Source organism: Ignatzschineria sp. F8392, assembly GCF_002252045.1.
Taxonomy (GTDB): Bacteria; Pseudomonadota; Gammaproteobacteria; order Cardiobacteriales; family Wohlfahrtiimonadaceae; genus Ignatzschineria.
This window is the reverse complement of sequence record NZ_NEFF01000004.1, coordinates 1-24,573: the sequence shown is the minus strand read 5'-3', so window position 1 is coordinate 24,573 and position 24,573 is coordinate 1. Positions and strand designations below refer to the sequence as shown.

Annotated in this window: 23 protein-coding genes, 1 tRNA gene and 3 pseudogenes; 11 read left to right on the top strand and 16 right to left on the bottom strand. The window is 41.2% G+C overall.

Annotated features, from left to right (window positions below; translation table 11 throughout):
• Positions 1-92: 92 nt before the first annotated feature.
• Complete coding sequence (locus B9T19_RS07390) at positions 93-1,199, top strand: DMT family transporter (RefSeq protein ID WP_094567992.1); 1,107 nt, start codon at positions 93-95, stop codon at positions 1,197-1,199.
• Positions 1,200-1,263: 64 nt separating this feature from the next.
• Positions 1,264-1,893, top strand: coding sequence for a bifunctional 2-polyprenyl-6-hydroxyphenol methylase/3-demethylubiquinol 3-O-methyltransferase UbiG (locus tag B9T19_RS07385; protein ID WP_094567991.1), 630 nt, complete (start codon positions 1,264-1,266; stop codon positions 1,891-1,893).
• A gap of 72 nt (positions 1,894-1,965) precedes the next feature.
• On the opposite strand, the gene B9T19_RS07380 is transcribed toward B9T19_RS07385, so the two are convergent.
• The 11 genes and pseudogenes from B9T19_RS07380 to B9T19_RS07335 all read right to left on the bottom strand — a co-directional run bounded on the left by B9T19_RS07380 (position 1,966) and on the right by B9T19_RS07335 (position 11,799).
• Positions 1,966-2,313: an arsenate reductase gene (locus B9T19_RS07380; protein ID WP_094567990.1), complete on the bottom strand. Its 348-nt coding sequence runs from the start codon at positions 2,311-2,313 to the stop codon at positions 1,966-1,968.
• Between the two features lie 122 nt (positions 2,314-2,435).
• Positions 2,436-2,512: transfer RNA gene (locus B9T19_RS07375), tRNA-Met, on the bottom strand.
• A 79-nt stretch (positions 2,513-2,591) separates the two neighbouring features.
• The gene (hisIE, locus tag B9T19_RS10930; protein WP_255406358.1) at positions 2,592-3,260 is read right to left on the bottom strand and encodes a bifunctional phosphoribosyl-AMP cyclohydrolase/phosphoribosyl-ATP diphosphatase HisIE; all 669 of its coding nucleotides are present in this window, start codon (positions 3,258-3,260) and stop codon (positions 2,592-2,594) included.
• Positions 3,258-4,022 (bottom strand): annotated as a pseudogene (hisF, locus tag B9T19_RS10925) (imidazole glycerol phosphate synthase subunit HisF); the annotation flags it as partial. The pseudogene hisF and the gene hisIE, both read right to left, overlap by 3 nt.
• Positions 4,007-4,738 (bottom strand): 1-(5-phosphoribosyl)-5-[(5-phosphoribosylamino)methylideneamino]imidazole-4-carboxamide isomerase, encoded by a 732-nt coding sequence (hisA, locus tag B9T19_RS07365; protein WP_094567988.1) that lies wholly within the window; start codon positions 4,736-4,738, stop codon positions 4,007-4,009. The gene hisA and the pseudogene hisF, both read right to left, overlap by 16 nt.
• A gap of 152 nt (positions 4,739-4,890) precedes the next feature.
• Positions 4,891-5,979, bottom strand: a complete 1,089-nt coding sequence (hisB, locus tag B9T19_RS07360; RefSeq protein ID WP_094567987.1) for a bifunctional histidinol-phosphatase/imidazoleglycerol-phosphate dehydratase HisB — start codon at positions 5,977-5,979, stop codon at positions 4,891-4,893.
• 58 nt (positions 5,980-6,037) lie between these two features.
• The gene (gene hisC / locus B9T19_RS07355; RefSeq protein ID WP_094567986.1) at positions 6,038-7,195 is read right to left on the bottom strand and encodes a histidinol-phosphate transaminase; all 1,158 of its coding nucleotides are present in this window, start codon (positions 7,193-7,195) and stop codon (positions 6,038-6,040) included.
• 200 nt (positions 7,196-7,395) lie between these two features.
• Positions 7,396-8,688 (bottom strand): histidinol dehydrogenase, encoded by a 1,293-nt coding sequence (gene hisD / locus B9T19_RS07350; protein WP_094567985.1) that lies wholly within the window; start codon positions 8,686-8,688, stop codon positions 7,396-7,398.
• 76 nt (positions 8,689-8,764) lie between these two features.
• Positions 8,765-9,661 (bottom strand): ATP phosphoribosyltransferase, encoded by an 897-nt coding sequence (gene hisG / locus B9T19_RS07345; RefSeq protein WP_094567984.1) that lies wholly within the window; start codon positions 9,659-9,661, stop codon positions 8,765-8,767.
• Positions 9,662-9,865: 204 nt separating this feature from the next.
• Positions 9,866-10,708, bottom strand: coding sequence for a MetQ/NlpA family ABC transporter substrate-binding protein (locus tag B9T19_RS07340; protein WP_094567983.1), 843 nt, complete (start codon positions 10,706-10,708; stop codon positions 9,866-9,868).
• A 386-nt stretch (positions 10,709-11,094) separates the two neighbouring features.
• Positions 11,095-11,799, bottom strand: a complete 705-nt coding sequence (locus tag B9T19_RS07335; RefSeq protein ID WP_094567982.1) for a TIGR04211 family SH3 domain-containing protein — start codon at positions 11,797-11,799, stop codon at positions 11,095-11,097.
• A 239-nt stretch (positions 11,800-12,038) separates the two neighbouring features.
• Here B9T19_RS07335 and B9T19_RS07330 point away from each other — a divergent pair, with 239 nt between their 5' ends.
• A complete protein-coding gene (locus B9T19_RS07330) occupies positions 12,039-12,761 on the top strand; it encodes an SDR family NAD(P)-dependent oxidoreductase (RefSeq protein ID WP_158214381.1) in 723 nt (240 codons plus the stop codon).
• A 149-nt stretch (positions 12,762-12,910) separates the two neighbouring features.
• Here B9T19_RS07330 and htpG read toward each other — a convergent pair whose 3' ends face one another.
• The 4 genes from htpG to B9T19_RS07310 form a co-directional block, all read right to left on the bottom strand.
• Complete coding sequence (gene htpG, locus B9T19_RS07325) at positions 12,911-14,806, bottom strand: molecular chaperone HtpG (RefSeq protein ID WP_094567980.1); 1,896 nt, start codon at positions 14,804-14,806, stop codon at positions 12,911-12,913.
• 620 nt (positions 14,807-15,426) lie between these two features.
• Positions 15,427-15,705, bottom strand: a complete 279-nt coding sequence (locus B9T19_RS07320; RefSeq protein WP_094567979.1) for a hypothetical protein — start codon at positions 15,703-15,705, stop codon at positions 15,427-15,429.
• Between the two features lie 275 nt (positions 15,706-15,980).
• Positions 15,981-16,916, bottom strand: coding sequence for a pirin family protein (locus B9T19_RS07315; protein WP_094567978.1), 936 nt, complete (start codon positions 16,914-16,916; stop codon positions 15,981-15,983).
• A 16-nt stretch (positions 16,917-16,932) separates the two neighbouring features.
• The gene (locus B9T19_RS07310; protein WP_094567977.1) at positions 16,933-17,949 is read right to left on the bottom strand and encodes a lipoate--protein ligase; all 1,017 of its coding nucleotides are present in this window, start codon (positions 17,947-17,949) and stop codon (positions 16,933-16,935) included.
• A 92-nt stretch (positions 17,950-18,041) separates the two neighbouring features.
• Here B9T19_RS07310 and B9T19_RS10920 point away from each other — a divergent pair.
• The 8 genes and pseudogenes from B9T19_RS10920 to B9T19_RS07275 all read left to right on the top strand — a co-directional run.
• A pseudogene (locus B9T19_RS10920) lies at positions 18,042-18,368 on the top strand (carboxymuconolactone decarboxylase family protein); the annotation flags it as partial.
• A 125-nt stretch (positions 18,369-18,493) separates the two neighbouring features.
• Positions 18,494-18,811 carry an acyl-CoA dehydrogenase family protein gene (locus tag B9T19_RS07305; RefSeq protein ID WP_094567976.1) on the top strand — a complete coding sequence of 106 codons (318 nt, stop codon included), beginning with the start codon at positions 18,494-18,496 and terminating at the stop codon, positions 18,809-18,811.
• Positions 18,790-19,299 (top strand): annotated as a pseudogene (locus B9T19_RS07300) (ABC transporter permease); the annotation flags it as partial. The gene B9T19_RS07305 and the pseudogene B9T19_RS07300, both read left to right, overlap by 22 nt.
• Positions 19,300-19,590: 291 nt before the next feature.
• Positions 19,591-20,250 (top strand): ABC transporter permease subunit, encoded by a 660-nt coding sequence (locus B9T19_RS07295; protein ID WP_094567974.1) that lies wholly within the window; start codon positions 19,591-19,593, stop codon positions 20,248-20,250.
• Positions 20,231-20,902: an amino acid ABC transporter permease gene (locus B9T19_RS07290; protein WP_094567973.1), complete on the top strand. Its 672-nt coding sequence runs from the start codon at positions 20,231-20,233 to the stop codon at positions 20,900-20,902. Before B9T19_RS07295 ends, B9T19_RS07290 begins: the two co-directional genes overlap by 20 nt.
• A gap of 102 nt (positions 20,903-21,004) precedes the next feature.
• Positions 21,005-21,739 (top strand): amino acid ABC transporter ATP-binding protein, encoded by a 735-nt coding sequence (locus B9T19_RS07285; protein ID WP_094567972.1) that lies wholly within the window; start codon positions 21,005-21,007, stop codon positions 21,737-21,739.
• Positions 21,740-21,910: 171 nt separating this feature from the next.
• On the top strand, positions 21,911-22,750 hold the full coding sequence (locus B9T19_RS07280) for a cysteine ABC transporter substrate-binding protein (RefSeq protein WP_094567971.1): 840 nt from the start codon (positions 21,911-21,913) through the stop codon (positions 22,748-22,750).
• A 342-nt stretch (positions 22,751-23,092) separates the two neighbouring features.
• A complete protein-coding gene (locus B9T19_RS07275) occupies positions 23,093-23,728 on the top strand; it encodes a hypothetical protein (protein WP_094567970.1) in 636 nt (211 codons plus the stop codon).
• 14 nt (positions 23,729-23,742) lie between these two features.
• Here the strand turns inward: B9T19_RS07275 and B9T19_RS07270 are convergent, their stop codons facing one another.
• Positions 23,743-24,147 carry a hypothetical protein gene (locus B9T19_RS07270; protein ID WP_094567969.1) on the bottom strand — a complete coding sequence of 135 codons (405 nt, stop codon included), beginning with the start codon at positions 24,145-24,147 and terminating at the stop codon, positions 23,743-23,745.
• Positions 24,148-24,573 lie beyond the last annotated feature (426 nt).

Sequence of the window (24,573 nt, the reverse complement as noted above, 5' to 3'; positions counted from 1 at the left end):
GGCTTCAGAGGCAATGCTCAACGCACAGAGAACAATGAACAGATAACAACGAAAAAATAGTGGAATAATCGACAAGGATGGGGTGAATTATTATGGCAAGTCGGCATAGTCTAATTTATGGAGTAATTTTACTGATCATCGCAAGTGCATCTTGGGGCGCAATGTTCCCTGTTGCCGCGGAGATCTTTAAGGTGATGAATCCTTACTACTTCACACTCCTACGCTATCTTCCAGTGGCGTTAATTTTATCGCTTCTCCTTCTCTATAAAGAGGGAGCTTCCGCCTTTAAAACTGAAGGGCATACCTTCATGATCTGGTTTTTTGGATCGATGGGCTTTACCGTCTACAATCTTTTGATGTTTATCGGGCAAGATCAATTGGGTGATCCCGGCGTTCTTATCGCCTCAATTATGGAAGCTGCCGTTCCGATCATCTCTGCCATTGTGATCTGGGCTTACTATCGCTCAAGACCGAGCAACTTCACACTTGGAACGATCATTATCGCTTTCTTCGGCGTCACGCTAGTTGTCACTAATGGTGATTTCTCAACACTCTTTAGTGGTGATCGTCTCCTCCCCCTCTTTTTGCTCTTCTTAGCGGCATTAGGCTGGGCGCTCTACACAATCGGTGGCTCCCGCCTTCCAAAATGGTCGGTGTTACGTTACTCCACACTCTCAATTATCTATGGAATGGCAACTACCTTTATCGTAGTGATGATCGGCACAATCTTTGGCACAATCACACCGCCCACATTGCCGGAGATCTACTCTGTTAAGTATGAGCTTCTCTTTATGATCTTCCTCCCCGGGCTCTTTGCGCTCATTGGCTGGAATAAAGGGGTGCAGATCTTAACACCGATCAATGCGGTACTCTTTATCAACTTTGCACCTGTAACAACGATCATTATTCGGATGTTCCAAGGACACACCATCGAAGTAGTAGAATTGCTCGGCGTTGTGATCGTCTGTGGTATGATTATAGCGAACAATCTCCATAATCGTTTTCAACAGAAAAGACGCTTTCCTAAAAAAAAGAGTGCTAAGAGCGCTGAAGTAGCTCTCCATGATGTTACAACAGAGAGTACCACTGCCGTAAGCGCCATAAGTGCAAAAAATATGCCGGCAAAAGATGTTGCGAATATCGAAAGCGTGGAGAGTGAGAAATGTCATATTGCAGATGAGGGCTTAACCGCACGTTAATTGTTGGGCCTAGAACTCATCTACAAGTTAGTTAACATAGTTAAAGAGTTAAAAGAGTCATAATATGGTCCACCCTTCTGCTGATTATCTTCCTATCATCTATAAGCGCTATGCGAAAGCATGGCGCAAATTACGTGCAGATGCACCCTTTATCGAGAAAGCTTGGCTCGATCGATTTCTCTCGATGATTCCAAAAGCGGAAAGTGCAGCGGAGCGTGAAATTTTAGATCTTGGATCGGGTGATGGCTACCCTATTGCTCACTATCTTATAGAGGAAGGCTATTCTGTTACAGGGGTTGATATCACAAAAGCATTTATCAAAGCGGCTCAAAAGAATTTTAAGGGAATGCCGGCAGAGTGGGTTCTAGCAGATATGCGCGATATTACTTTCGATAAAACGTTCTCCGGCATCATCGCTTGGGATAGCTACTTCCATCTTCCCCCTAATGATCAAGTTGCGCTATTTAAAAAATTTGAGCGCTACTGCGCCCCAGGAGCACCACTTCTTATAACAACAGGGGCAGATGCCGGCGAAGCTATTGGGGAATTTAATGGGCATGATCTCTATCATGCAAGCCTCTCTCCCGATCACTACCGGCAACTCTTTATTGATCACGGCTTTGGCCTGATTCAATATCAGATTGAGGACCAAAGCTGTGGCGGACGAACAATCTGGTTAGCTAAGAAACGCTAACCAGATTATTTTTGACTTATCCATTTTTATCCATTTAGGATTTAACTTTTGACTGTCTCTTTTTTATCTTTTTTATTTTAAAAAAGTTTCACTATAGAGCGCATCTGAAAAACCAACGAATGCCTGATCAGCCGTCACTACGACAGGACGTTTAATCAATGTTGGATGTGCTTGTAAAATCGCTACAGCCTCTGATCGCTCCATCACTGACTTCTTCTCACTCTCTGAAAGTGCGCGCCAAGAAGTACTCCGTTTATTGACTAATTGATCGAGCCCAATCTTATCGATCAACTCTAATAAGGTCTCTGCCGGCAATGGGGGATTACGATAATCCTGAAATTGATAATCGATTTTATGATTATCTAACCATGTAAAAGCTTTCTTCATCGTATCGCAATTTTTAATACCATAAACAATCATTAAGGTCTCCTTATATCATCAATACTCTAAAAATCTAAGAATCCAAATTAGAGTTAGAGTTAGAGTTAGGAATAATAGAATAACAAAAAGCCTACTAACAATCGTTAGTAGGCTTCTCAATTTGGTTGCGGGGGCCGGATTTGAACCAACGACCTTCGGGTTATGAGCCCGACGAGCTACCAGACTGCTCCACCCCGCGCTAATTGATTTAGTAATTATAGAGCCTTTTCAAAAAAAGACAAGCATTATGTTAAATATTTTCAAAAACATCTCAATGCTTAACGATTTCGCTCTTCCAACTTCGCCAAAACATCGCTCCAAGAGAGCCCTTGATCCTGAAGTAAGACAGTTGCGTGGTAGAGCAGATCAGCCATTTCGGAGATTACTTCTTCGGCATCATGAACTGTTGCGGCTAAGGCAACTTCAACCCCTTCTTCCCCCACTTTTTGGGCAATGCGCTTTGTACCCTTTGCATAGAGTGAAGCGGTATACGACTCTGCAGGATCTCCCCCTTTTCGTGATGCTAAGAGAGACTCTAGGCGAGAGAAGAAGACCCAAGGAACCTCTTTAGAGCAAGATTCAAAACAGCTGATCTCCCCTAAATGACAGGTAGGCCCTTCTGGCTTAGCAAGAATGAGAAGAGTATCTTGATCGCAGTCGAGTGCATAATCAACAATGGTTAAGTAATTTCCCGAGGATTCCCCTTTTGTCCAGAGACGCTCTTTCGTCCGGGAATAGAAGGTGACTCGCCCTTGCGTTAAACTCTCTTCTAAAGCTTCGGCATTCATATAGCCTAACATCAAGACTTCGGCAGAATAGTAATCTTGCACAATCACCGGGAGAAGATGCTCTACCTTCTGCCAATCTACCGATGCAATAAGTTCTTGAGCTGCCTCTATCGAGATCTTTCTCTCCCCCTGCTGCTGAGCAGTTTTTACAGGAATCACCTCAATCCCCGCTGCGACAAGATACTCTTTAAGCGCGGTGATATTGATCAGCTCTTTATGAAATGCTGACGCACCTAAAGTGCCATCAACTCCGGCAATAAGATAGGCATCTCGAAAATGCTCCATCTTTCCTGCGCCGCCTGAAGCGATCAATTTAGCTCGCTTACAAACAGCTTTAACTGCCTTTAACTGCTCAAGATCATAACCATCTCGCACGCCATCTTGATTCATCATATTAAGGACAATCTCACCGGCACCTCGGCTCTCAACCTCGGCAACCCAATCTAAGGTACGCCATTGAGTCTTCGCTGTTGTCGCCTCATCTCCCGTTAACGTATAGACAAAATAATCATCTAGCGCTTTGTCATAGTAAGAATCGATCCCAACAACAATCTTATCACTCCCAAAAGCTGCTACTAACTCATTAATCAGATGAGGATTTGCCAGTGCCGGTGAATTGATTGAGATTTTATCAGCCCCATTGGCAAAGAGCGCTGCAGCATCTTCGATCGAGCGAATGCCACCTGCCACACAGAGCGGAATATCGATCAATGCTTTAATCTCTTTTACCCATGATTTATCAACCACCTCCCCTTTGCTCGAAGCGGTAATATCATAAATCACCAATTCATCGGCCCCCTCTTGGGAGTAACGCTTCGCTAAAAGTGCCGCATCTCCCATCGTTTCATGGTTCCGAAATTGCGTCCCTTTAACCACAACGCCATCTTTAATATCTAAACATGCTACTATTTTTGCCAACATCTGATCGCCTCCTCAGCGGTAAATTTTCCTTCTAATAGTGCGCGTCCCACAATAACACCCGCGACTTGACTCTCCTTTAAGGCTTCAATATCCGCCAGAGAGCCAATACCGCCTGAGGATTGAAATGCAATATGGGGATACTCGGTCGAAAGCTCCTGATAGAGCGGAACATTCGATCCTGACAACATACCATCGCGCGAGATATCAGTGCATAAAACATGCTTTAAACCATAAGGCGCATAGAGAGCAATTAACTCCTCTAAACTACGCTCACTTGTCTCTAACCAACCACTGAGAGCAACCTTTTTAACGCCCTCTTCGATACGAATATCGAGCGCTAAAACAATACGATCACCTCCAAATTGTTGAAACCAACGGATCACTTCATCAGGATTTGTAACAGCTGTAGAGCCGACAACAACTCGAGAGACACCGATATTGAGTAAGTTTTTAATATCCGCTTCAGTTCTAATCCCGCCGCCAACTTGAATTGGTGCTTTCACCTCTTCAACAATCTTTGCAATCAATGGAAGCTGCCTAGCCGCAGGATCTTTAGCGCCATCTAGATCCACAAGATGGAGATATTCTGCGCCTGCATCAACATAGTGTTGAAACTGCTCAACGGGTGAGTATGAGAAGGTGGTCTGGCGCTGATAGTCACCCTGTTGGAGACGTACAACTTCGCCATTAATAAGATCTAAAGCGGGAATAATCATGGGCTACTCCTTGTAGCAATAGGTTATTGATAAGTTATTGATAAGTTGTTGATGCGTTATTGTTATTAATTAAGATAGCTTAATATGACTCAAGACGACTCAAGATAACTTAAGATAGATTCAGATTGGTCAATAAGATGGGACAAGATTGATTAAAGTAGACCTTTCGAGCTCGGCAATAGATCCCCCTCTACCTTAATTGCTTGACGCAATGTCCGCCCAAATACCTTAAAGAGTGATTCAATTTTATGGTGTGTATTGACCCCTTCTGCCTTCAAGTGGAGCGTACAGCCTAATGCGTAAGCTAAGGAGCGGAAGAAGTGAGGAACCATCTCAGTACTAAAGGTGCCGATCATATCGCGATTAAAGGTTGCTTCAAAATCGATATGGGGACGGCCAGAGAGATCTAATGTACAAAATGCACGACACTCATCCATCGGTAGAACAAAGCCAAAACGGGCAATACCTCGCTTATCTCCTAATGCAGCACGAAGCGCTTCACCAAGTGCAATCCCAGTATCTTCTACAGTATGGTGATCATCAATCTCTAGATCACCATCAACCGCAACATTCATCCGAAAACCGCCATGAGTTGCGATCTGATCGAGCATATGGTTGAAAAAAGGAATACCGGTCTCAATCGTACTACTACCGGTCTCATCTAAAAAGAGCTCAATCTGAATATCAGTCTCTTTTGTCTTACGCTCGATCTTTGCACTGCGAGCTTGATGCCCTTCTCTAACAATTCCTTTGTCGATCAATCGCTCAACAATCAAGGGCCAATCCATCTTCTCGCGATCATACAGAATTCCCTCAATCCCCATATTTTCAGCAAGACCAAGATCGGTCTCTCGATCACCAATCACATAGCTATTTTCAGGATTAAAGAGCTTCTCCTCTAAGTAGCGAGTCACCATACCGGTCTTTGGCTTACGACACTCACAACCATCTTCCGGAAAATGGGGACAGAGTAAAACATCATCAAAGAGAATGCCTTGTGAAGCAAAGGTCTCCATCATTCGCTCATGCACAAGATCAAACTTATCTTGTGGATTACTCGGCGTTCCTAAACCATCTTGATTAGAGACAATCACAAAGCGATAGCCTGCATTTTGTAACTCTAAAAGTGCCGGAATTACTTTAGGTTCAAATAGCAATTTCTCTAATGAATCTACCTGAAAATCACTCTTTGGCTCATCAATTAAAGTTCCGTCTCGATCAATAAATAGAATGTTCTGCATTAAAATCCTCTTCTTCCTCAATTTTTATAATCTTTTATAATCTGTTAAATCATTAAAGTTAAATCGTTAAACTCTCCGCATAGCGATTCATTGCGGCAATTAAAGCATCATTCTCTTCCGGCAATCCGACAGAGATTCGTAACATATTCGCAAGTGCCGGCAAACTTTGATAGCGGACAAAGATTCCCTCCTTAGAGAGATAATCAAAGAGTGATTGGGAGTCCTGCACTTTCACCAATAAGAAATTGGCTGCCGATGGATAGATTCGCTCAACAATAGAGATTTCAGCTAATCTTTCTTTTAATGCCTCTCGACTCTTTAATATCTTCGCTCGGCTCTCCTTCATAGTAGCGATCCCTTCTGCTGTAAGCGTCGCCTCTGCCGCGGCAATTGCCGGTACTGGAAGCGGATAAGGCGCAATCACTCGGCGTAGGATATCGATCAATCCTCGATCAGCAACTACAAAGCCCATCCGAATACCCGCTAAAGCAAAAGCTTTAGAGAGTGTCCGCACTAAAGCAAGATGAGGATACTCTTTAACTCGGGTAACGAAGGAGGCTTGATCACTAAATTCAATATAAGCTTCATCAAGGACCACGATCGTCTTATTGCGCGTTGCCTCCAAAATAGCCTCAATCTCCTTCGTGGGAATCACATTGCCGGTGGGATTATTGGGGCTACAGAGAAAAAGCATCTTAATACCATCGAGCTTTGCAAGAAGCGCCTCTAGATCGAGCGAGAAATCCTCCCGGAGCGGCACCATCACCGTCTCGACATCATAAAGATCACAGGTAACTTGATACATTCCGAAGGTGGGAGGAAGGTAGAGTAACTTATCCTCTTTCGGCTCACAAAAAGCTTTAATCAAAAGCTCAATGGCAGAATCCCCCCCTAATGTTGCCAGAATCTCTTCTTGATCAACACCGAGATATTCCGCATAGCGTGCAATCACCTGCTCCGGTTGTGAGTCGGGATAGCGATTCATCATGAGCTCCAGCGAGATCGGCATAGCATAGGGGTTTTCATTAGCATCGAGATAGATCTCACGACCACTATAATCTCTTGCTGGGGCGATATAAGGCTCACATTTCTGTACAGATCGGCGGCTCAAACGTTGAGCGATATCGTTCGACTCTTTTGATAAAAAATCGTCTAAATGACCCTTCTTTTGCGCCACTTCCACGTCAATCTTAGCTTCAACCCTATTCTCACTCATATCTCCCCCTATCGATCTCTGATTACTTTCTTGTTGGTTTCTTATTAATGACCTATTAATAAATAACCAATTAATAGATAATTAATAGACAATTAATAGAATTATCTATTAGCCGTATTGCTTGTTTGTAGATCCTATATCAATAACTCATATCAATAACTCATTGCATCGATCTCTATTGAATGGATCTCTTCTATCATCTACTCTCTTGCTAATGCTTGCAAGCGAACATCTACTGCCAATTTATGAGCATCTAATTGCTCCTTTTCTGCAAGGAGTGCAACCGTCGGTCCTAAGCGTGAAAATCCCTCTTTCGTTAAGCGTTGAACAGTCATTCGCTTACTAAAATCGGCTAAACCTAAACTGGAATAGGTTCTAGCATATCCATAGGTCGGTAACACATGATTAGTACCCGATGCGTAATCTCCCATCGACTCTGGAGAGTAAGCCCCCAAAAAGAGTGAGCCAGCATGCATAATCTGATCAACCCATCTCTCCGGCGTTTCTGTCTGAATGATTAGATGCTCCGGCGCATAACGATTACTCACCTCAATAGCTTCTGTTAAGTTTTCAACCAAGATAGAACGGCTATGTTCCAATGCGGCCCTCGCTGTCTCTGCACGTCCTAGTTGTTGCAGCTGCTTCTCAATCTCACGCTCTACTGCATCGATCAAGGGCGCTGAAGGGGTCACTAAGATCACCTGGGAGTCAGCACCATGCTCTGCTTGAGAGAGAAGATCTGCCGCTACAAAGGCGGGATTAGCAAATTGATCCGCGATAATTAAGACTTCGGATGGTCCTGCCGGCATATCGATGGCAGCGCCTCCCGGCATCTGACTAATTTGACGCTTTGCTTCTGTTACAAAGCTGTTGCCGGGACCAAAGATCTTATCAACCTTTGTAATGCTCTCGCTTCCTAAGCCTAAGGCAAAGATCGCTTGTGCGCCTCCCATCTGATAGATCTTATCGATTCCACAAAGTTGTGCTGCATAGAGAATCTCATCTGCAATCGGGGGCGGAGAGGCAAGAACAATCTCACCACATCCAGCAATTTTAGCGGGAATTGCCAACATCAAGACTGTTGAAAAGAGTGGCGCTGTCCCCCCTGGAATATAGAGGCCGACAGATTCAATCGCTCGTGTTAAGACCTCACAATAGACACCCTCTTCTGTCTCTACTGCAATCTTCGGTTGCTTTTGAGCCTCATGAAATTTCTTGATATTGCGATACGCTCGTTCAATCGCCTGTTTAAACTCAGAAGATAGGCGTGATTCTGCAGCGGCAAATGCCTCTTGCTCTACTGCCAATTGTGTCACTGAAACTTTATCAAACTCTTCTGTTAACGCAATGATTGCCTGATCACCTTCAGTTTTTACTCTTTCGCCAATCTTGGCAACAATCTCTTTAATCTCTTTCGCAGATCGCTCTGCAGGTCTCTCTAATGCTTTTTTTCGCTCTGCTTCTGTCAGAGAATTCCAGATAATTTTCTCCATTGATTTGCTCTCTTTTTCACTCAATCTGCCATTGATGATGCTCTGCCACGCTAGAGCACCGACCCAATAATTTCGATTACTCCATCATCTTCTCAATAGGAAGAACTAAGATAGAGCTAGCACCTTTTGCTTTCAGTGCTTCCATCGTCTCCCAAAAGAGAACTTCGCTACTGACCACATGAACAGCAACGCGAGATTGATCTGTTGCTAATGGTAAAATAGTGGGATTTTCAGCACCCGGAAGAAGCTCGGTAATCTCTTTTAGACGATCTTTAGGCGCATGGAGCATAATATATTTTGATTCATTTGCTTGAATAACACTCTGTATTCTCGGCATAATTTTAGCGATTAAGGCCTCTTTTTCTGGGCTCATCTCAACATTTGTCTCGATTAAACAAGCTTTAGAGCGGAATATAACCTCAACCTCTTTTAAGCCATTTGCCTCTAATGTTGCGCCTGAAGAGACCAGATCACATATCGCATCTGCTAATCCCGCTCTTGGGGCAACCTCTACAGATCCCGTTAAAAGAGAGCTCTTATAATTGATTCCCTTCTCCTTTAAATAACGATCTAAAAGATTGGGAAAAGAGGTGGCAACACGAAGCCCTTGAAAATCTTCAATTCCCTGATAGTCACAACTCTTAGGAAGTGCTAAAGAGAGGCGACATCCCCCAAAGGGGAGAATTTGTTTCACACGATAGAGGGAATCGATCGATTCTTGACGCCCTAAAGCTACCTCTTCTAGTACATTTTGACCAACAATTCCTAGATCGACAACACCATCAAACACTAATCCCGGAATATCATCATCACGAACTCGTAGAATATCGATCGGCATATTTTCTACATGAGCGATCAACTTATCCTTGGTCATATTGATCTTAAGTCCACTCTTCTCAAGTAATTCTTGAGACTCTTCACTTAAACGTCCTGACTTCTGGATAGCGATTTTTAAGCGACTACTTTTCATCATTGTCGATGCCTCTTTTCTACGATTTCAATCTGGTTATAAAAATAAAAAAGAGAGGCTTTTATCATAGTAACGCCTCCCTCCTCTGTGTTAGCGTAGTAGTACAATAATACAATTTAATAGAGATTACAATTCTTTTTTCACTATATCTAAACTATATCTAAACTATATCTAAAAAAAGCGGTCATATTGACCGCTCTCTTCTCTCTATTGTTGAGACTCATCATCACTCCAGGTTGCAGGATATTTATATCCGGCAAATCGTTCAGCGGCGTAAACCTTAAAAGCATCGGAGTTATAGGCTTCTTTAACATCTTTGACCCAAGGCGCATCTACATCTTTACTCTTCACAGCAGCCCAATTGATAAAAGCAAATCCAGGGTCTGTAAAGAGCGCATCACTAAAAGGAATCTTTGAACTTGCAGCATAATTCCCTGGAATAATGACATAATCGAGATCATCACGAACGCGCGGTAATTGCGGCGCTTCAATCATCACTAATTCAATCTTATGGGGATTTTCTGCAATATCTGCCGCAACTGCTTTGAGTGAATCTGTTCCCGGCTTTAACGTAATCAAGCCCGCATCCACTAAGAGTGCAAGTGAACGAGAAAAGTTACTAGGATCATTCGGCACAGCAAATTTAGCCCCCTCCTCTAATTGATCTAAACTCTTCTTCTTTCCGCTATAGATGCCTAATGGCCCCGTCGGGATCTGAAAAACCTCTGTGATATCGAGCTTATGGAGTGTCTTAAAAGAGTTGAGGTAAGGCAGATGTTGGAAAGTGTTGATCTCGATCGAACCATCTGCTAGTGCATGGTTAGGAAGGACATAATCGGTAAAGACCACCAGATCTACTTGATATCCCTTCGCTTCCAATTGAGGCTTAACAGAATCGGTGACCATATCAGCAAAATCACCCACAGTTGTGCCGATGCGAATTTTTTTACGATCTCCATTGTCACTCTGATCATCAGAATTACATCCGGCTAAAACTAATGAGCCCCCGATTAGCGATATAAATGCTAATTTTTTTAAAACTACTTTCATCGATTCTGTTCCTTCTCTCTGTAATGAATTTATAAATCTATCGTTTCTGTTAAATGTGTTGAATATATTGAATGTGTTAAATGTGTTAGGCTGAATCTATTTTAAATTTCTTCAAAAATAAAAAAGCCCGTAACCTAAAAGGTACGGGCTATTTGGCTAATTCTGGTATAGAGGCTTAGAGTCTACTTAGATCTAACTCATCTTCTATATCACGCTTTAGCTGTTTATTGCCCGCAAGCTGTGTCAAATCGGCATTCTTTATTAAAACGGGTATTAGCAATAGTGTCAATACCCTCGATTAAAAAAGTCTTAAAAGTCTTAAAAGTCTTAAAAGTCTTAAAAAGAGCTACATCTCTCAAAAGTAACTCAAGAAAGAATTAAACTCTCTAAAAATCCCAAGTTCTCTTACGGCGTGTTTTCGCAAAGAGTCGCGGTAAGATAGAGGTTCCTAAAATAATCCCTCCGAGAAGAATCAATGCTCCTGCTGTCCATTCACTACTTCGATTGACCGACTGAAGACGCGCATTTTCCTGCTTTAATGTTGTAATCTCCACTTTTTGAACATGATCACGACGATTTAGCGCGTCATTCTCTTGTGCTAATTCGATCTCTCTGGCATTGAGCGTACGTAACTCCACAATCTCCGATTGTAGCGCTTGATTTTCAGCAGTTAAGACCTCCAACTCATTTAAGAGTGCTTCTTTATCTTGATTAGCACGATTAAGGGCTTGAGTCTGCGCCTCTTTTAATCGCTCAATCTCCTCTTCTAATGCCCTATTCTCTTGCAGTAGTGGCTCATAACGATTCTTAGCCTCTTCAATATAGTTACGCGCACTCGGCTCATTCATCAAAAAAGTATTATAGATCCAACCGGTCTTATTTCCATCGTAACGAATCTGATAGTACCCATTCCGCTCTGCTAATTTAACAACGGGTTCGCCGGCATTAATCATCTTTGTGATTCGGTAATTATCGCCGGCACCGGCTCTAATAGGGGCTTGTAGTTTATCGCTAATATAGAGCTGCTCTGCCATTGCAAAAGATGCAAGCCAGAAGAGTGCTGTCGTTAGTAAGCGCTTCGATCTTTTCATAACTCATTCCACCTATTGTTGATTGTGACCTCGGAAGATCCTCTATAATTTTTGATTGATATCTTTAGTTGATATTTTCGGTTGACATAAAAAATCTTATTATACATGAAAGAGGGATTGCAAAAATGGGGTGCTTTAAATAACTTCAGCCGATATAAGGTATAAAAATAGTCTGAAGTTCCCTACAATGATAGGAACAGAAAACTACTAACCCTCAACAAATGAAAAGGAGTCTATTGATGAAAATCTATATTATTACTGGTGGATCAAGAGGGATTGGCCACGCGTTGGCTACCTTATTAGAAGCAGAAGGCTATAAGGTACTACGTGTCTCTCGCAGCAATCCTGAGCAGCTCCCTAATCATCTTGCTCTCGATCTTACCCAGCCCGAGGCAGCAGATCATGTCATTGAGTGGTTAAAGCCTTACCTCTCTCTTGCGACAGAGATTACTCTGATCAATAATGCCGGCGTTGTACAGCCTATTGAACAAGTTGGGAGATTAGGAAATGAAGCAATTGCAAAAGCGATCGATATCAATATTAAAGTGCCTATTGAGCTGAGTAATCAATTTGTCGCTGCAACGCAGAATCTCCCCATTATGAAGCGTATCGTTAATATCTCATCTGGTGCAGGACGACATGTCTACTCTGGCTGGTCAATCTATTGTGCTACAAAGGCAGCCATCGATCATTTTAGCCGAGCACTCCATTTAGAGCAGAAGCAACAAGCGCATCCCATCTACGTTACAGCCCTTGCTCCCGGCGTTATCGATACCGACATGCAGGTGGAGATTCGAGCAAGTTCTCCTGAAGCCTTTCCCCATATTGACCGCTTTTTACAACTTAAAGCGCAGAATCAATTACTCTCCCCCCATCAGGCAGCAGAAGCAATTATTCGTTACTTTAACTCGCCACTCATGATCGGTGATGAACCGATTGCTGATATTCGGGATTTGAGATAAATACAATACAGATTGATCGTCAACCACAAAAAAGTCCTTTATAGCAGCAATAGATCACCGCTATAAAGGACTTTATCTATAACTATTCGCTAAAACCTAGTTAAGATTAACCAATCTTAACCAGTTTCAGACTCAACTACTGCCGGCGCTTATGCATTCATAAGACGATTGAGTCGTGCGACAAATTCAGAAGGATTATCGAGCTGTGCGCCCTCTAATAGTTGCGCCTCTTCATAGACTAACATTGCGATATCTTCTTCCATCTTCGCATCATTCGTCTCACTCAATTTCACTAAGAGAGGATGCTTTGGATTGATCTCTAACCATGGTTTAGTTGAAGGAACGTCATGACCTGCCTCTTTCAGCATCTTTTCAAAATGCCCACTCAGTGCATGTTCATTACGAACTAAAACGGAAGCTGAGTCGGTGAGGCGCTTCGAGATCTTAACACTCTCAACACGATCGCCTAATACCTTCTCTACGCGGTCGATCAGTTTTACTTCATCTTCACTTGCCGCAGGCTTCTCTTCTGCTTCCTTCTCCTTATCAAGCTCAATATCACCTTTAGCCACATTCACCATCGGTGTGCCATCAAACTCATGGAGGAAACCTGTCATCCAATCATCAATCACATCGGTCATGAGAATCACTTCAATACCTTTCGACTTAAAGATCTCTAAGTGAGGGCTATTTTTCGCGGTATTGAGGGAATCTGCCGTAATATAGTAGATCTTATCCTGTCCCTCTTGCATACGCTCTTTATAAGCTTTAAGAGAAACAGTCTCTTCATCGGTGGTTGTTGAAGCAAAACGTAGTAAGTTTGCAATCTTCTCTCGATTGGAGAAATCTTCCCCTAATCCTTCTTTTAAGACGCGACCAAATGCGGCCCAGAATTTTTGGTACTTCTCCTCATCTTGGCTGAGTGTCTCTAACATTGAGAGACTTCTGCGTGTCAATCCTTGACGAATGGTATCGATTGTTCTTGAGTTTTGGAGAATCTCTCGGGAGATATTGAGTGGCAGATCTTGCGTATCAACAACCCCTTGGATAAAGCGGAGATAGCGAGGAATTAACTTATCGGAACCCTCCATAATAAAGACACGCTGAACATAGAGATCGATACCATATTTTACCTCTTGATCCCACAGGCCACGCGGCGCCACCGCAGGAACATAGAGCAGCGAGGTATAGGTCGTATTACCTTCAACGCGATTATGACTCCAAGAGAGAGGATCGGTATAGTCATGCGTTAACTCTTTATAAAAAGCGATATACTCCTCATCACTAATCTCAGAACGCTCTCTCTGCCAGAGAGATTCTGCAGAGTTAATCTGCTCAATTACAATCTCATGCTTAAGATCGTCTGCCTCTTCCCCCTCTTTCGGTGGAATAGGCTTCTCAACCCCCATCATAATGGGATAGGCGATATGATCTGAATATTTCTTCACAATATCGCGAATTGACCACTCATTGAGAAGATCAAGATCATCTTCACGCATATGGAGAATGACAGTTGTTCCCGCTTTATCACGTGTTGTCTTTATCAGGGTGAATTCCCCTTCCCCTTTTGACTGCCAATGTGTTGCTTCATCCTCATTTGTACCGGCTTTGCGCGTAATTAATTCAATCTCATGCGCTACGATGAATGCAGAATAGAAACCAACCCCAAACTGCCCTATCAATTGCGATGCATTTTTTTGATCCGCTTCTAAACGCTCCAAAAATGCCTTTGTTCCTGATTTTGCGATTGTTCCAATATTCTCAATCACCTCTTCACGGGTCATACCAATACCATTATCGGTGATTGTTAAGGTCTTCGCTTCCTTATCAAACGCAAGATCGATCTGTGGCGTTCCTTGCCCATCAATCAATTTGGTATCAGTAAGCCCTTCAAAACGACGCTTATCTAAAGCATCTGAAGCATTTGAGATCAATTCACGAAGGAAGATTTCACGATTAGAGTAGAGAGAGTGGATCATTAAATTTAAAAGCTGATTCACCTCAGTCTGAAACTGCATTGTTTCTGCATGTGTCTCTTTTGTCATAACTATTTTGACTCCATTAAACAATGATTAAATAACGTGATAGATCTGAGCACTATAAAGCTTCATCTATAACTATCTATCTTGTATATCTATTTGGTAGATCCTATGAGATAAAACTAGGTAATAAGAATTATCTAAATAGAATCTGAATAGATAATAGATGGAGTTCCAAATTAGAAATTCAAGGTGAAAACCATTCTTGAGTGAAAAATAACCATAAAAAAAGCCCTCTTAGCAATCGCTAAAAGGGCTATTAAAAGGTGTGAATATGATAAATTATCAACTTATCATGAGGGTGATCTTAACAAGAGATCCTGATAAATACTAGCTCACTAAATAAGGTCAGAGTGTTGGAAAAAGCAATTAGGTACAACCTTAAAAGATAACTCTTTCATTTTTATAGAGTATCCCATGATGGATGATCTCACTTATCATCCATAAAAAAGAGCTATTGAGAAAATAATCCCAATAACTCTTCTATCTATACTTCTATTTATGCTTCTATCTTTTTTTATAAATCCATATCCCCAAGACACACTCCCTTTAGAGGGAATTTAAGTATCTACAGAAATATTTGAAATATTTATAGAAGATAATTACATAAATAATTACATTTATAATTACATTTTTTGAATCTTATCATTTGCCACTTTTGATAACTCTTTCGCTTTCTCTTTTAAAGCTTCAATCTTCTCATCTAATGTCTTTTTAGCATCATCAGCATTATCTGAGAGAGAGTCACGCTTTGCTTTCAAAGCAACAATCTGATCATCAATAGCACGTTTTGCTTCATGGGTTTTAACAACCGTCTCATCTGTTAATTTAGCAGCAACATTACCCAACTTTTCAGCTGCTTTTGTGATGCTCTCTTTAACGATATCACCTTTTGTTTTACTCATTTTTTATCTCCTATTTTATAGAATCACTGACAAAATTATTGATAATTTCAACCTTAACTTTAAATCTCAATCTAGCGAACCAAAATGACTCAACAATAGTATTTGAGTTCCAGCTCCAAGCTACTCTCACAATTCATTCTAACGAATTATTGCAATTACTTATCACTTACTTATAGTCACTAACTGACTGACTATTAATTACAAAAATAAAATATTTCTATAATTTATTATACCTTATTTACAAAATGAAATAGCGTTAATAATGGCGCAGGGTTCTATAGTTCGCCAAATTTCCCACTCATAAAATCGAGAGATGCTTGCTTAATCTCTTCCCGTGTATTCATCACAAAAGGGCCATGTCCGACAACGGGTTCATCAATTATCTCGCCACTCAAAATTAGAATACTCGATTCGTTGATCGCCTCTAATGTTGTCTTATTGCCCTCTCTTTCTAATATTGCAAGATCAGTCTCTTTGAAAACTTCCCCATTGCAGCGAACTTCCCCCTTCAGTACAACGATACCAACATAACGATTTTCAGGTAAGAGGATCTCTGCCTTTACCCCTTTTTGCAATACAAGATCCCATAGGTCAACCGGCGTGGCCGTATTAGCTGGACCTTGATAATATTGTGGCTCTTGTTGTGGCACTTGCTCCCTATTCTCAATAGAATCGTCGAATAGATTAGGTGGGTATTGGCCAGCAATAATCCGCATCAACCCCCCTTCTACAACTGAAAATTGAGGGATATCTGTAGCGATAATCTGCTGATATCGGGGAGAATCCATCTTTTTTTCCGCAGGCAGATTGACCCAAAGCTGCACCATATCGAGTACGCCTCCTTTCTGAGAGAAGGACTCTGAAAGCATCTCTTCATGGAGGATACCTCGTGCTGCCGTCATCCACTGAACATCACCGGCACCTATCGTTCCGCCCTCTCCAGTAGAATCACGATGAGCAACCACTCCTTCATAGACGAGTGTCACTGTCTCAAAGCCTCGATGGGGATGAGAGCCGACACCACGGATCTTATCGCTAGCTTCAAATTTTGTTGGCCCCGCACGATCTAAGAGCAAAAAAGGATTAAGATAACGTCCATGATTGTTATAGGTAAAGAGAGAGCGAACATGAAATGCATCTCCCACCCAATGAGCTGCTGGCGCATGATAAACCCCTAATAACGCCTTATTACGCTTATTAATCTCTTTCATAGTCTCTCCTCTCTCTTTATCTAATTGCAGCAATAAACCAGTCACTAAACTGTTGCCACTCTTCTCTAAATTGGGGATATTGCTCTCCAATATTGGCCAATTGGGTAGCAATCTCATCTCCATGATAGCGCACTCCCACCAATGCTATTGCTAAGCGCTCAAATGGCTCGACAAAGAGGCTATCTGTGAAAATTTTCGCCTGTTCGATTCGCCCGCCTCTAGGAATATCGAGATGAATCTCGACACCACCCCACGGAAAACGCTCATCAAGAAGATGGGAGAAATGAAGTGCTTGACCAAAGTTCCAATCCCAACTCTTCTGCTTCTCATAGATCGCTTCAAACCCGGGAATCTGGGGGGGATTCTCCTCTGAGATATATTCAATCGCCTCGATCTCCCCAAATTTCTTCCTAAATTGTGCCTCGATCGCACGGCAGATCACTTCATGATTCAATTCGGGCTTAAATTCTACTAAATTGGCAACGCGTGAACGCACAGAGCTGATCCCTTTCGCCTGTAGCTTTTTAGGATCAGGATTGAGATAACGGCTCAATCGACCAAAATCGACATCGATAAGGAGCGTCCCATGATGGAAGCCACGATCTTTAGTCTCCCGGTAAGCCGATCCAGAAATCTTTCTTATCTCGCCATCTTGCTCAACAATAATATCATTACGCCCAGAGCTCTGAGCTTCAATTCCAAGCGTATGGAGCGCCTCTAAAATCAGAGTCGTTGAACTCTCCTTATCATAGCCAGGCTTGCCGGCCATAAAGGTGAAATTGGTATTTCCTAAATCATGATAGACAGCACCTCCGCCACTGCTTCTTCGCGCTAATGTGATACCATCTTCCTCCATTTTTTGGGTGTTACACTCTTTCCAAGGATTTTGTCCACGACCAATCACAACGGTCTGATCATTACGCCATAAAAAGAGAACCTGTTGCGAAGCATCCATCGTCTGAAAGATCGCATCTTCAACCGCTAAATTAAAGAGTGGATTGACGCTTTCAGATATCAAAAGACGTGGTTTCATGTTCTATATTCCTTCTGTTTGTGCTCTGACTTAATCTCTCATTTAATGGGGTTTAAGAATGAGATTACAACCCTCTCAAAAAAACTTAAGTTAATGAATGTGCTTTTTGCGTTGCAGGTCATACCAAAATTGCAGTCGCAAAAAAACTCTTTAGCGATGAGATTCTTACAGCAATACGAACCCTTACCCCCTTTCGAGAAGAAGATCAAAAATTAGATGCTCTTGCGCGTTTCACTATTGCCGTCATGATCAATAAAGGGGCTGTGAGTGATGAAGCGTTACAAGAGTTCTTTGCTGCAGGTTATAACGAACAACAGGCCGTTGAAGTTATCTTAGGAATTGCCCTAGCTACACTCTGCAACTACACCAATAATCTTGCTCAAAATAGCATCAATCAAGAGCTACTCCCTTTTGCCTAAAGATCTGCTGAGATATCGAAGATCTCAGAGATCCCTGGTTTTAAAAGATTGGTAGCAATAGGTCAATATTCCCTTAATTACCCCATAAATATTCCCCTTGAAAAGTAGATAGCAGAGGTTAAATCATGAGTACCCCTTTTCTAGAAACAATTAAGCTTCATGCCCAGCAAAATTTGCGTCCTCTTGTAACCAAGATCGATCAAGAGGGCTTATATCCCAAAGATTATTTAATGGAGCTTGGCAAATTAGGTGGATTTTCAGCATTATCAGATCAAAAAGATGAAAATTCAGGATTAGCTAATCAGATCGCAGTTATTCAAGCTGTCGGGAGAGAGTGTGGTGCAACAGCTTTCTCTGTATGGTGCCAAAGTGCATGTGCTTGGTATCTTTACAATACCTCTCGCCCAGCTGTACGAGAAAAATACCTATCGGAATTATTTTAGGACATTCTCGATTATTGGAATCACTTAGTAGTGCGCCCTTCCAATTACTGCGTATGATTTCTCCCCTATCCTGGATGCCGATCGTTGTGATGCTTCTTGGTATTGGTAACGCCCCTATCTATTTTCTTTTAACCTTTTCTGCTATTTGGCCCATTATTTTCAGCACAATATCTGGGGTCAAAAGCATTGATCCCTCTTGGTTACAATTGGGTAATTCTCTCGCAGCGACAAAGTATGAGATGTTAAAAAACATCATCTTTCCTGCTATTTTTCAATCTATCGGAAATGGCTTACGTTTGGCAATAGGGGTTGTCTGGATTGTTCTTGTTCCTTGTGAAATGTTAGGTGTCAACGAAGGTCTTGGCTACTTTATTTTAGATACCCGTGATCGCTTAGCCTACTCAGAGCTGATGGCCGCTATTTTACTCATCGGCATGATCGGTTGGTCATTAGATGCATTTGCAAGAGCATTTATCAGCAGAAAATAGGCACCATCTCTCCCAAAAAAGATCTTTAAATAGAAGTACTACTCAATATTATTGGTAAATAGATTGACGAAGTGAAAATTTTACTCTAATCTCAACACTCATCAAGACAAAACATATATGACTAGTTTAGATGGATAAGTTGGTACTGAAAAATAATAAAAATCATCCGTAAAATTTTTCAGCCAGAAACTATTTTCATTCAATAATTCCCTTATCTATCGCTCACTCTAGTCAAGATATACTCAATACCTATTCAATATCTACCTCAGGGAGTAACCAGAATTTATCGCCATGTTGCAATACTTACAAGAAATCTTTCCGCTTTTGGAGTCCGCTTTCTGGTTAACCCTAAAAATCTCCTTTTTAGGGATTCTGAATGCATTAATATTGGGATTAATAATAAGCTTAACAATCTTTTTCAAGATCCCTCTATTAGCGCCCATTAGTAATGCATTTGTAGCATTTTTCCGCAATACCCCACTCCTTTTACACCTCTTTTTTCTCTACTTTGGATTACCAAGAATGTTTGGCATACTACTGAGCTTTGAGACAACAGCGCTTCTAGGTCTATCACTATTAGGTGCCGCATATATGGCTGAGGCCTTTAAAGGCGGGATCGCACAGATCGCTTCTTCACAATTAGAAAGTGGCAAAGCAATAGGTCTCAATCGCCTTCAGATAGCACGTTATATTGTCATTCCTCAAGCACTTTCATATAGCATTCCTGCGCTTGGTGCAAATGCAATCTTTCTTTTTAAGGAGACTTCTGTCTTTACAGCCATTGCCGGAACCGACATCACAACTGTAGTAATCAACTTAATTAGCAATGTTGGTCACACCAATGAGAATCTTACCCTCTTAGTCGTCGCGTATGCCATCGTCATTATTCCTTTTACCCTTCTTCTCTCACAACTTGAAAGGAGATTGCGCTATGCAGAATTTGGGGCTTGATATTTTAGATTGGATTACGATAAAGCGTTTGGCAACAGGCTTCTATTTTACATTAGAAGTGGCATTTATCGCGATTCTCCTCACTTGGATCTTAGGAACTTTAATCGGCATTATTCGTACATCTCAACATCTAGCAGTACGGATTCCTTGCAAAATCTATTTAGAGATCGTCAGGGTTTTACCGACTTTAGTGCTGCTCTACTTGCTTTACTATATTTTGCCAACCGTTATCCCGATCGATCTTAATGGCCGAACCGTAGGGGTGATCGCCTTTACCTTTTGGGGAGCTGCAGAGATGAGCGATATTATTCGCAGTGCGATTCTCTCCCTTCCAAAGCATCAGCGTGAATCTGCTACGGCAATCGGCTTAAATACTCGTCAAATTTTCTACTATGTCTTGCTACCCCAAGCTTTACGAAATGCGGTAGGTCCCGCCTTAAACCTTACCGCAAGAATTATTATGACAACCTCTCTGCTTGTGCTGATTGGTGTGCAAGATGTCACTAAGGTGGGTAAAGAGATTATAGAGTATGCCGCGATGATGAATAATCCGTTAGCACCCTTTTGGATCTATGGATTAATTTTATTGCTCTTCTTTGCGATCTGTTACCCCATCTCTAAATTAGCGACTTACTATAGTCGACGTACTTAGTAACGTATAGAACGATGTATAGAGCAATACGCATAAACTTCAATATTCATAAACCCCAATATTTCCCCTATTTCTAGATAGCCCTAAAGAGATATCCTTATCATGACCACCCTATTACAAATTTCAGATCTTTATAAATCTTTTGCTCAAAAAGAGGTTCTCAAAGATATCAACCTGCAAGTAAAAAAGGGTGAAGTGATCGTTATTCTTGGTCCTTCAGGATGTGGTAAATCGACACTACTCAGAACAATCAATGGATTAGAAAAAATCGATTCAGGATCAATCTTATTTGAAAATAGCGAATTAAATCACCCAAAAACGGATTGGACAGCGGTGAGAAGCAAAATCGGAATGGTATTTCAAAGCTACGATCTCTTCCCCAATATGACTGTTCTGGACAATCTTTTATTAGGTCCCTTAAAAGTAGAAAAGAGAAGACGAAATGAAGCATTAAAGCAGATAGATCAGCTCTTAACTCGGGTGGGTCTACTCGATCGAAAAAATGCCTATCCACGAGAGTTATCCGGCGGACAGAAGCAGCGTATTGCAATTGTTAGAGCTTTAGCGATGAATCCTCAAATTATGCTCTTTGATGAGGTAACAGCATCGCTTGATCCTGAAATGGTCAGAGAAGTTTTAGAGGTTATTTTAGAGTTAGCCGCCAGTGGGATGACAATGCTAATTGTGACCCATGAGCTCAATTTTGCACAAAAGGTTGCTGACAAAATTATCTTTATGGAAGCGGGTTCTATCTTAGAGATTACAGACCCTGAAATCTTTTTTAACAAGCCCAAAACTCAACGAGCCCAGCAATTTTTAACGGTTTTTGACTTTTAAAAATCTTAAATCAATAAACCCATGATATGCAGATTCGATCTTATCTATTGAACCCTATTAACAACTACAAATAACAACCGATAACTATCAGTATTTATCAATCAATATCTATCAACCTACCAATAACTATTGACAGTTATTGACCATTATTAATTAATCAAGGAGTTAAATATGAATGGATTATCTAAAACACTTAGCATTGCCTTCTTTGGTATCTCAACCCTTTTTACAAGCCTCTCATTTGCAACAGAGACAGATCACAGCCTAGAAAAGGTAAAGGAGAGTGGAAAGTTACGTGTCGCAGTATTCAGCGATAAGCCCCCTTTTGGCTACGTCGATCGCGAAGGAAATAGCCAAGGTTACGATATCGAACTAGCAAAAGCATTAGGAAAAAACCTTTTTGGAAATGAAGAAAGCGTCACCTTTGTTCTCACTGAAGCTCAAAATCGTATCAATGTCTTAGATGCTAATAAGGTGGATCTAACCTTAGCGAACTTTACAGTCACCCCCGAGCGTAGCAAACAGGTGGATTTTGCTGAACCTTATATGAAAGTCGCTATTGGTCTGGTAACGCCTGAAGGAGCCCCTATTACAGATCTTGCTCAATTAGATGGCAAAACTGTGATTGTTAATAAGGGGACAACAGCAGAAACTTACTTTGAGAAAAATCATCCTCAAGTAAAACTGCAAAAATATGATCATAACTCAGAAGCTTTTGCCGCATTAAGAGATGGTAGAGCTGTAGGGTTAGCGCATGATAATGCCCTACTCTATGCTTGGGCGAATAATAATCCTGAATTTGTTGTCGCTATTCAGAAAATTGGACCCGAAGATGTTATTGCCCCAGCCATTAAGAGAGGAAATGAAACCTTACTCAATTGGGTTAATGAGCAGATAGAAGCACTTCAAGCAGAAGAATTTTTCCATCAAGCTTATGATAAAGCTGTACGCCCCTTCTATGGTGATAAAATAGATCCTGATAATATCGTGATTGACCAGAGTAATCGCTAGATAAGCGCTATTCGATAGCAGTTGCTATTCATCACTCATTTTAAAAAATAGGAAAGTAAAAAAAACAGAAAATGGAGTCACTAGGAATTAACACTCTTAGTGACTTTTTTATTGAGTATTAGAAATAGCGATATTACAAAATATTAAAGACAGATCTCCTTTATAAATCAACAACAGAGACAAATAGAATAAAGCTAAATAAAAAGTAATTTGATATCAATCATAATCGATAGTGATTCAATAATATCGACGCCTCTCACAAGATTATCTGTCTACTCAATTTTCTAACGATTGTGATAAAATTGAACTTACCAAACTCTATATTCTCAAGGAATAGAATCGATGAAAAGAACCTTTTTGACACTCTCCATCGCCCTTATTTTAGGATCAGCTCAATTAGCGACCGCCAAAATGCCGGCATTAACGACCCCCTCAATGAGTGATCAAGAGTATGCTGAAACATTAGGATTTGAGCTGAAAAAGGAGGATTCTGAGTCTGACAAGAGTGCCTCATCAGAGAAAGAGGCGCCAGCAACGGTAGAGGCTCACCAAGATAATCTTAAAGAGCAGGAACAATCAGCGATAGTAGATAATCAAAATACAAATAATGCCGAGACAGAAAAAGAAAATGCGCGTCCCCAAATAGAGCTTAAAAAACTTGTCTATCGTTGTGATATCTCGCTTTCACAACCCTTCCCTCTTAAAAATCCAGAAAAAGTAGAGCTTGCTTTAGGGAATCTCTCAAATGATGAAGAGATGGTAATTAAATTAAAAAATATGCCGATCAAGTTAGAGAGAACCCATTTTGAGCCTGAACATCTCTATATCTGGAGTAATACAGATAATAATGTCTTAATGACACTTGAAGTTGATGAGGTATATGAAGATAACTTTGTCAAAGCACAAACCGGCACCTTAACGATCTTAACGCCAAAGCTCAAAGAGGAGTATCGAGCTGTTCATAGCTGTCGCCGCTAAATAGGTAAAAATGGTTAAAGGTATCGAATAATCTCTAACGACTCAAATGAAGGGGTACTGATCATCGGTATCCCTTCTCTCTCTTTAATTGTGCCAAAGATACAGGCTTCTGCTCCCAAGTGATGCTGAAGCGCTTCAATATCTTCCACCGCAATCTTCTTCTTTAAGTTTCCTACTTCCACAATAAATTGTGGTTTCCCCTTCCGCTGTTCAAAAAGAATCTCTAATTGATTATTTTCACTCTTAAAACCTGTGATTAAGCCACAAACACGCTTCTCATCGCCAATATAGTATCGAGCATCTTGCACAAAGAGATAATTTGAGGCGAATGTTGGTAGCTGAGTTAACCCCAATAATGTGCTCACAATTAAGAATTTCCCCCAACGCACCTTTCTCTTCCCAACTTTTTCGACCCTCATATTAATCTCCTTCTCAATTTTTGCGCGATACCTAAGTGATAAGATTGATCCGTACCATAACGCATCATCGATTGATGCTATTATCGGTTATCTCATCGTTACTACTCCACAATGCTACCACACAAACCTGCATATCAGGGGAATCCTGTTGAGAACCAGCATTGTGATATCAGTATTAAGATATAATGGATATAGTAGCGCTCTATCAAAGCAGATATCTCAAAATGATTCATCAATACCCATTGATATATACATTATATTTATTAATAATAATTAACGTTTATTGGTTATTATTGTTACTTGAATTCTAATTCCTAACGCAACAGTTAATGTTTAGTCATCTGAGTAGCTTCATATTCCTTGTGAAATAGTTCTGTAATAACTTCGATAGGCGACCTAAAATTAAAGCGTTTTCGAGGTCTACTG